The organism is Myxococcus sp. CA039A (genome assembly GCF_013336645.1).
Lineage (GTDB): Bacteria > Myxococcota > Myxococcia > Myxococcales > Myxococcaceae > Myxococcus > Myxococcus llanfairpwllgwyngyllgogerychwyrndrobwllllantysiliogogogochensis.
On the sequence record NZ_JABUMQ010000828.1, the window covers coordinates 1 to 403 of the forward strand.

The following is a 403-nucleotide window of genomic DNA, read 5'->3' on the forward strand; positions in this document are numbered from 1 at the left end:
CTCCATGGACCTTGTATGCCCTCTCCCGTTTCAAATCCCGAATCTGATATCCCATTCGCTTTCCTCACCTCCGCTAATCTCCCTTTTTCCTGCTCTCGTAAACCTCTTCAAGCCATTCGACCAGCATGATCATTTGCTTAATAACGAGCCGATTCTCTTGATACTTCTTAGCTAGAGCTCCACAGGAGTCGGCCACCCACGCCCAAAACTGCTGATTTTCCATGCCGTAACTGGCGGCCGCCTGATTCGCTTGGTTTATCCAATCCACCACGTCCGCGTAAAACGCTTTGTAGTCCATGGCTTACAGCTCCTCGATCTTGACGTAGATCCCCGGCAGATCGGCCCAAAACTTTTCGATGATTTCGCTTGCCACAATGGCGTCATCCGTCCAGTAGCCCAGATC

General features: G+C 51.1%; 2 protein-coding genes. Both read right to left on the reverse strand.

Annotated features, from left to right (window positions below; translation table 11 throughout):
• Positions 1-73: 73 nt before the first annotated feature.
• Positions 74-298, reverse strand: coding sequence for a hypothetical protein (locus HR086_RS47800; protein WP_174469002.1), 225 nt, complete (start codon positions 296-298; stop codon positions 74-76).
• A 3-nt stretch (positions 299-301) separates the two neighbouring features.
• A complete protein-coding gene (locus HR086_RS50175) occupies positions 302-400 on the reverse strand; it encodes a RusA family crossover junction endodeoxyribonuclease (RefSeq protein ID WP_217442286.1) in 99 nt (32 codons plus the stop codon).
• Between the last annotated feature and the right edge of the window lie 3 nt (positions 401-403).